Genomic DNA, 6,922 nt, shown 5'->3' with positions numbered 1-6,922 from the left:
TGGCCCGGTCGTCATACGACGACCGGGCCACCTTCTATCCTCCTATGGATTAGGAATCCGAGCCGCTACCCGAGGCGCCCGGTCCTCCCGCTCCGCCAGGCATGATTTCGCTCATGTCGACGGTCTCATCCTTGGATGGAGCCTCGATCTTGAACTCCTGGTTGAAGTCGCTGATGCGAGCGCGGCCCTTCAGGTCCTTTGGCATCGGGGCTCCGGAACCTGTGTTGCCGGTGTTGAGCTGATTTTCCGACATAATGTCTTCGCCGCTACCTTCAACAGCGAGGAGGGTTTTGCCGTCAGCGGCGTCGATAAAGAACAAGGTTTCACCGTCTTCTCCAGTGCCCTTGTATTTGAATGCGCTCTGGCCGTTGATCTCTGCAGGCTCACCTTGGTCCTCGACCTCGGAAATATCAAGCGACTCAGCGAACTTGGTGAAGTCTGAAGCGTTTGGAGCTGACTGGCCTGTTTCAGAGAACGGCATCGTCATGTATTTACCGCGCATCTTGTCGAAGGTCTCGCGTATTTGCGGTGGCACCTCACCACCTGCGCTGGCGAAAATGTTGTCTAGAAGGTCGTCGCCGAACTTCATGTACATGTTGTCGCCTACGAGCTTCATGTCAAAGCCACCCTTGATTTGCTGGCCACCCTGCGACATATCCATCTTGATCTTCATGTCTGCAGCGACCTGCGGATCAACGGTTTGGACCGAGCTAATCTGCACCTTTCCGTCGGAAGCAGTGAACTCGCCCTGCAACTTGTAGGACTTCAGGTTCTGCAACTGCTGCTTCACATCAGCGCTGATTTCGGAGAACGGCTTTGCCTGCCCCTGAGCGTTGTTGTTCTGCTGCTGGCCGGCCTCACCGTTGTTCGAAGCAGGCGCGTTGCCGTCGTTGCCGCATGCTGTCAAAGCGAGAGCGGAGAGGGAGAGAACGGCAAGCCCTGCGCGGAGCTTATTCTTCATCATTGTTTATCTCACGGTTCCTTTCGTTCCGTGGGATGAACCGCCAAATGAGCGATGCATCGAGGGTGCTCGTCTATTCAAGAGTATCAAGTACGAGTTTTCGTCAGTTTCGTAGACTAACGTTACGGGGTTGCTGAATAGAAATGAAAAATAAACGAACCCCGCCGCAAAATTCTCAGCCTAGGCACATCTTCTGCGAGTCAGCCACACAGGCGCGCCGCACTCAGCGAGCCGCATACAACGACTCCCGCCCAGCTCTTCACTAGCCCCGTCACCGTTAGCCCCTGCATATCACCGGACGCTAGCTAGTCATTGGACGCTGGCTAGTCAGTGGACCAGGGAACTGTTTCGTCTTCCTTTGGCTGTGGAATCAGGGCGGTTTGGTTGAAGCGGCTGAACTGGATGATGTGCCCGTCGATGCGGGTGTCCACGGCAACTAACGCGTGGGAGTCCACATCGATGTAGAGCACTACGTCGTCGGCGCCGACGTATTTGAACACGTCCTGGCCGTTGAGTTGGATCTTCTCTGCTTCCTCGGTGAACGAGTCCCAGTCGATGGTTGAGAGCATTTGGTCGCTCAGTTTCACGGGGTCGAGGTTCTTGAGCTCGGCTTCCTGTGGCGTCATCGTCACGTAGTGGTCGAGGATGTCGTCGACGTTTTCGTCTTGACCGTTTTCACCTCCGGCGCCGAGGCTGCTCCAGAAGACGCGGTCGCCTTTGAGGTAGATGGTCTCATCGTCGAGGATGAGGTTCATTTGGCCGTCCGCGCGGGTGCCGCTCACATGGCCTTCTAGCGCCATAGCGTGGGCGGGTTGGCGGTGGAAAACACCCACGAAGTCGATCGTGAGCCCTTTGAACATCGTGGTTCCGTCAGCTTTATACGTTGACATCGTGGCAAGCGTTTTCAGGATGTCGAAGCGAATGTCAGCGATCTGCGGAGCCGGCGCACCGTCCTCGTCATCTTCTGCATCCGCTGTGGAGCTTGCCGAAGATGCAGCTGGTTTCTTCGACTCCGAGGGGGCCTTCGATGTCGAGGCTTTGGCTTGGGCCGATTCCGGCGTAGCTGAACCCTCGGTTGGGTTATCAGAGCCTTCCGTGTGTGCGGGCGCTTCGTCAGGCGCGTCTTCGTGTGCCGCGGCGCAGCCGTTCAGCACACCCAGCATCGGCACACTCATAACAAGCAGTGCAGCCACACATCGCGCGGTGAACTGTCGTGGCGTGCGAAACTCTGTCACTTCAGACCTTTCCGCCACATCAGAACTTTCTGTCACGTTGGAACTCTCCGCCACATCGGAAATCTCTGTCACGTTGGAACTGCTTATCAAGTGTATGTGAGGGCATGCGGACAAGCGCCTCGAGGCGGGCATGATGTGTGCGTGCGCGTAGAATGGACGGTCGCGCATTTTATTCGCTCATCCACAGCGAGGCGCGGACTTTGCAGGCAGACGCAGGCTCTATAGGTAGGGGGATATCGCGTGCAACAGTCACGGTCTGACAGCACGGAGCAACAGTATGTTTCACAACTGTATGCCCGGGTTGATCAGTTGCGCACCCAGAAGGTTGAACAGCTGAAGAAGGTTCAAACCACGGGCGCGATTGGTAGCGTTCAGAACGCTTCAGAACGTGACTCTTTTGCCGCCCTGTACGAGGACCGAATCGCTCAGCTGGAAGCCGTTGAGCATCGTCTGGTTTTCGGGCGCATCGACCGCAGCGAGGACATCGAGTGGCGCGAGGGCGAACCGGTCATTGAACAGGCGCGCGCCCGCTACATCGGCCGTATTGGGCTCACGGATGAAGATCAGCAGCGGCTGTTGATCGATTGGCGGGCCCCTGAGGCTGCGACGTTCTATCAGGCGACCCCGTTTGAACCGATGGGGGTTGCTCGCCGCCGCCACCTGAGCCTCAAGGGGCGCACGGTGGCCGCGTTCGAGGACGATGTGCTGGACCCTGACCTCGCGACCGCCGAGGGTGCCTCACATTCCGATGGGGCACTCATCGCGGCCTTGACCGCTCCCCGAACGGGCAAGATGGGCGATATCGTCGCCACGATTCAAGCGGAACAGGACCGAATCATACGCGCCCCGATGCGCGGCGTCACGGTCGTGCAAGGCGGGCCTGGCACCGGCAAGACCGCTGTCGCACTGCATCGCGCCGCATACCTCTTATATGAGCAGCGTGAACGCCTGGGCCGCGCGGGCGTATTGATCTTGGGTCCATCGCAGACGTTCATGTCCTATATCGAACGCGTGCTGCCCTCACTAGGCGAGACCGGCGTTGTCATGTCCACCGTCTCGACCCTCTATCCAGGCGTTGACGGTGCGCCGGAAACCAACCGGCAGGCGGCCCGCCTCAAGGGTTCCCTGCACATGGTCGAGGTCATGAAACGCGCGGTGGCGCAACGCCAACGCACCATCCCAGGCAAACGCAAACTCACCATCGAAGGCCTCACCGTCACGCTGAAACCTAAGACCATCAAGCGGGCGCTCGCCGCGGCCCGCGCGAGCCGCCAGCCGCACAATAAGGCCCGTGAGGTGTTCGTGGATCACGCGGTCGCGGAGATCCTGGAGCTGTACCAAGCCGCTGTTGACAGCGATGGCGTACAGGGTTCCGAGCAGGAAACCGCGGCGTTGGAGCGCGATGTTCGTGCCAGCCGCGATGTGCGTGTTGCCTTGAATCTGTGCTGGATGCCGTTGACTCCGGAGCAGTTAGTAAGGGACTTGTTCAGCAAACCAGAGGTCCTGGATGCGGTACTACCGCGGCTCTCGTCTGCCTCGCGTGAGGCATTGTTGCGTGAGCCGGGCGTAGCGTTCACGGAGGCGGATGTTCCTCTGCTGGATGAGGCCGCGGAGCTGTTGGGGCCGTTGCCGGTGGCCTCTAGTGCGCAGCGCGCTGAGAAACTGCAGCGCGAGCGCGATGTTGAGAACGCAAAGAAAGCGCTTGGGAACGTCAACGCGGAGCTTGAAGAGATCGGCGTCGACGGTGTGGTCGATGAAAATATGCTGCTTGAGTTCAACGAGCACCGTGCTACGGGTTTGAGCGCGGTCGAGCGGGCCGAACGCGACCGGGAATGGACCTACGGGCACGTGATTGTGGACGAGGCCCAAGAGCTCACGGCGATGCAGTGGCGGGTTCTGATGCGGCGCGGACCGCTGAAGTCCTTCACGATTGTGGGTGATATTGCGCAGGCCACGACCGTGGGTTCGGCTTCCTCGTGGGCGGATGCGCTGCAGCCGCATGTGGGGAAGCGGTACCGCTTGGAGGAACTCAGCGTGAACTATCGCACGCCTCGGCAAGTGGTTGAGCTCGCGGAGAGGCTCGCACGAGCTGAGGGCCTACCGATTTCTGCGGCTCAGGCTGTGCGGGATGCCGACACTGACCCGATGGTGTGTGAAGTCGCAGACTCCGAGCAGGTGCTCACGCATGCCGGCGATGCCGTGGCTCGCTTCATGGACAAGACAAGCCAAGGCCTCATCGCGGTTATTTGCCCGCAGACTGAACAGGCTGCCGCGATGGAGGCTTTATCACTGCGGTTTGGTGCCCAGGTGGGAACTGGTGCCGGCGATGCGGCGGCCGGCCAGCGCATCGTGGTGTTGACTACGGATCAAGCCAAGGGCCTCGAGTTCGATGCGGTGGTTGTGCTGGAACCCAACGCGATCGTGGCCGAAGATCACACCGCGGCAGGGCTGTATGTGGCGATGACCCGCACAACGCAGGACCTTGTGGTGATCGCCCCTGAGGGCGATCTGCCGGCGGCGTTACAAACTGAAGATCAGGCGTTACAAACTGAAGATCAATAGTCCGGTTGGTAGCATGACCAATGTGACCGAAAAGGAGAAAGCCGACGTAATGGCACAGACGAACGACCCCTCATTTGACAACATTTTCCAGGAGCTGAAGTGGCGCGGCCTCATGTACGTGTCCACCGATGAGGAGGCCCTGGAGAAGGTGCTGGCAGGGGAGCCTATTACGTATTATTGTGGCTTCGATCCGACCGCCCCGTCGTTGCACTTGGGTAACTTGGTGCAGATCCTGGTTCTGCGCCGCCTGCAGTTGGCGGGGCATAAGCCGTTGGGGCTTGTGGGTGGCTCGACCGGTTTGATCGGCGACCCTCGTCAGACGGCCGAGCGTGTTTTGAACACCCCGGAGACGGTTCAGGAATGGGTTAAGCGTTTGCGTTCCCAGATTGAGCGTTTTCTTTCCTTCGAGGGCGATAACGCCGCACGCATGGTCAACAACCTCGACTGGACCAAGGACCTCACGGCGCTAAGCTTCTTGCGCGATGTGGGTAAGTATTTCCGCGTGGGAACCATGATCCGTAAAGAGACCGTTGCTAAGCGGTTGGCTTCGGATGAAGGTATTTCTTACACCGAGTTCTCCTACCAAGTCCTTCAGGGCATGGACTACCTGAACCTCTACCGCGAATACGACTGTGTTCTGCAGACGGGTGGTTCGGATCAATGGGGCAACCTGACCTCCGGCGCGGATCTGATCCGCCGTGTTGAGGGTGTGTCTGTCCACGCGTTCGGCACCCCGCTCATCACGAACTCTGATGGCTCTAAGTTCGGTAAGTCCGAAGGCAACGCGATCTGGCTGGATGCCGAGATGTGCTCGCCGTACACGTTCTATCAGTTCTGGCTCAACACTTCGGATGCGGATGTGATCGACCGTTTGAAGGTCTTCACGTTCATGCATCGAGCGGAGATTGAAGAGTACGCGAAGAAGGTTGAAGACGAGCCGTTCCGCCGTGAAGCGCAGAAGCGCCTCGCATGGGAAGTGACTTCGTTGGTTCACGGCCCGGAGGCAACCCAAGCAGCGATCGATGCTTCCGAGGCCCTGTTCGGTTCCGGTGAGCTTGCGGCGTTGGATGCTGGCACGGTCGATGCTGTGTTTGCTGAGCTGGGTGGCGCTGAGGCTGCAAGTGGCTCGAATATCGTTGATGTTCTGGTTGCCGCTGGCATCTCTAAGTCGAAGTCTGAAGCGCGCCGTTCGCTGGGTGAAGGCGCGATCAACGTGAACAACGTCAAAGTGACTGACCCTGAGGCGACGTTCGAAACCGGTGAGGGCTTGGGTTCTGGTAGCGGCGCGGAGGACGTCCTGATTCTGCGTCGCGGACGCCGAACGCTCGCTGCGGTTCGTTTGGTCTAAGTGGATTTGGGCTAAAGCGGCTTTGGTCTAAGTGGATTTGGGCTAGAGCGGCTTTGGGCTATGTGGCTGATGCCGCTTCCGGTTTCACCTGTAGCGATGAACCCTTCCAATCGGGAGGGGAAGAGCGTAGCGTAAAGATCATGACACTGACACCTGATTTTGAAGCCAAGGTTAACGAACAGATCACCCTCGAATTCGAAGCGAACATGGTGTACCGCCAGCTCGCTATCGAGGCTGATAAGCAGGACCTCACGGGTTTCGCGAAGTGGTTGCGCGCGCAGGCCGATGAAGAGATCGAGCACGCCAATAAGTTCATCAACCATCTCTTGACCCGTGACGGGGCCCCGAAGATCGGGGCTATCGCGGCTCCGGATGTGGCGGAGAACGCATCCCCGTTGGAGCTCTTCACAGCCGCACTCGAGCACGAAAAGAAGGTTTCGCAGGCTATCCGCGATCTGTACCGGGCCGCCGATGCCGCTGGCGATATCGATTCGCGTCCTCTTCTGGACTGGTTCATCAACGAGCAGCTTGAGGAAGAGGACACTGTGAGCGAGATCATCGGCCAGCTCAAGCTGGTGGGCAACGACGGATCGGGTCTGTTGCGCCTCGACACTTCGTTGGGCGCTCGTACGAGCGACGGAACTGAAGACGAGTAGTTTCGACAGCTGAACTAGGGCTTAGAACTAGACCTAGCTTTCCTCGCCTGGGTGGTCACCGGCAGTGAACCGGTGACCACCCAGGGCGTTTAAGCCCGGAAACTCAAGGATTCTCGGCATTCAGCGCGAGCGGTGTGTGGGTGGTTTTGCGTTTTGGTGT

Annotated in this window: 5 protein-coding genes; 3 read left to right on the top strand and 2 right to left on the bottom strand. The window is 58.9% G+C overall.

Annotated features, from left to right (window positions below; translation table 11 throughout):
- Positions 1 to 49: 49 nt before the first annotated feature.
- The gene (locus HMPREF3175_RS08405) at positions 50 to 964 is read right to left on the bottom strand and encodes a hypothetical protein (protein ID WP_070491901.1); all 915 of its coding nucleotides are present in this window, start codon (positions 962 to 964) and stop codon (positions 50 to 52) included.
- A gap of 320 nt (positions 965 to 1,284) precedes the next feature.
- Complete coding sequence (locus tag HMPREF3175_RS08400) at positions 1,285 to 2,154, bottom strand: hypothetical protein (protein ID WP_141742511.1); 870 nt, start codon at positions 2,152 to 2,154, stop codon at positions 1,285 to 1,287.
- A 282-nt stretch (positions 2,155 to 2,436) separates the two neighbouring features.
- Between HMPREF3175_RS08400 and HMPREF3175_RS08395 the strand changes: the two genes are divergently transcribed.
- The 3 genes from HMPREF3175_RS08395 to HMPREF3175_RS08385 all read left to right on the top strand — a co-directional run bounded on the left by HMPREF3175_RS08395 (position 2,437) and on the right by HMPREF3175_RS08385 (position 6,762).
- Positions 2,437 to 4,758 carry a HelD family protein gene (locus HMPREF3175_RS08395; RefSeq protein ID WP_070491895.1) on the top strand — a complete coding sequence of 774 codons (2,322 nt, stop codon included), beginning with the start codon at positions 2,437 to 2,439 and terminating at the stop codon, positions 4,756 to 4,758.
- Between the two features lie 49 nt (positions 4,759 to 4,807).
- Positions 4,808 to 6,106, top strand: coding sequence for a tyrosine--tRNA ligase (gene tyrS / locus HMPREF3175_RS08390; RefSeq protein WP_232219318.1), 1,299 nt, complete (start codon positions 4,808 to 4,810; stop codon positions 6,104 to 6,106).
- Between the two features lie 140 nt (positions 6,107 to 6,246).
- Complete coding sequence (locus HMPREF3175_RS08385; protein ID WP_035757376.1) at positions 6,247 to 6,762, top strand: ferritin; 516 nt, start codon at positions 6,247 to 6,249, stop codon at positions 6,760 to 6,762.
- The last annotated feature ends 160 nt before the right edge of the window (positions 6,763 to 6,922 follow it).

Origin of the sequence: Arthrobacter sp. HMSC08H08 (genome assembly GCF_001807575.1) — a bacterium.
Lineage (GTDB): Bacteria > Actinomycetota > Actinomycetes > Actinomycetales > Micrococcaceae > Pseudoglutamicibacter > Pseudoglutamicibacter albus.
Note: the sequence above shows the minus strand (reverse complement) of the source record. Positions and strands in the feature narration are given on the sequence as shown.

Bases quoted from the DNA above. Each gene is read 5' to 3' on its own strand.
- tyrS (WP_232219318.1), top strand. From the start codon at position 4,808: ATGGCACAGACGAACGACCCCTCATTTGACAACATTTTCCAGGAGCTG.
- HMPREF3175_RS08385 (WP_035757376.1), top strand. From the start codon at position 6,247: ATGACACTGACACCTGATTTTGAAGCCAAGGTTAACGAACAGATCACC.
- HMPREF3175_RS08405 (WP_070491901.1), bottom strand. From the start codon at position 964: ATGATGAAGAATAAGCTCCGCGCAGGGCTTGCCGTTCTCTCCCTCTCC.